Genomic DNA, 435 nt, shown 5'->3' with positions numbered 1-435 from the left:
GCCGCCGATCTGGTTGAGCACGCCGTCCTTCCGGAAGCGTTCCAGATAGGCCTCGGCCTTCCTCAGATTGTCGTCCAGTGCCGCCATGATTTCTTTCCCGTTCTAGGTCACTTGCCACGCAGGCGCGGATGGATGGCGTTCTTCTTCCAACTCAGCTCGGCGTCGATCTCGCGGATCTCCAGCGACAGCGCGAAATGCGGTGTGGCGAACAGAGACGAAAGATGATCGGTGACAGCCGCGAAGATCGCCTCGCCGGCGCTTTTCTTTTCCGCCGCGCTGCGGCCCTTGCCGATGCGGAAATTCATGTCGATGAAGCCGTTCTCCGGCAGAAGATCGGCGATCGCATAGGCGTCGGCGCGGAAGGCGCGCACCCTGACCGCGCCCGGTTCGAACAGCCCGGTTTCAAGGATCGTGCGCGAGACCAGCGCGCAAAGC

The 435-nt window shown here is 62.5% G+C and carries 1 protein-coding gene; it reads right to left on the bottom strand.

Annotated features, from left to right (window positions below; translation table 11 throughout):
- Nucleotides 1-107 precede the first annotated feature (107 nt).
- Nucleotides 108-425: a 5-carboxymethyl-2-hydroxymuconate Delta-isomerase gene (locus EN824_RS33545; protein WP_245521071.1), complete on the bottom strand. Its 318-nt coding sequence runs from the start codon at nucleotides 423-425 to the stop codon at nucleotides 108-110.
- Nucleotides 426-435: the final 10 nt, after the last annotated feature.

It is taken from the genome of Mesorhizobium sp. M8A.F.Ca.ET.181.01.1.1 (genome assembly GCF_004792025.1).
Classification (GTDB): Bacteria; Pseudomonadota; Alphaproteobacteria; order Rhizobiales; family Rhizobiaceae; genus Mesorhizobium.
This window is presented reverse-complemented; position numbering and strand designations above follow the sequence as displayed.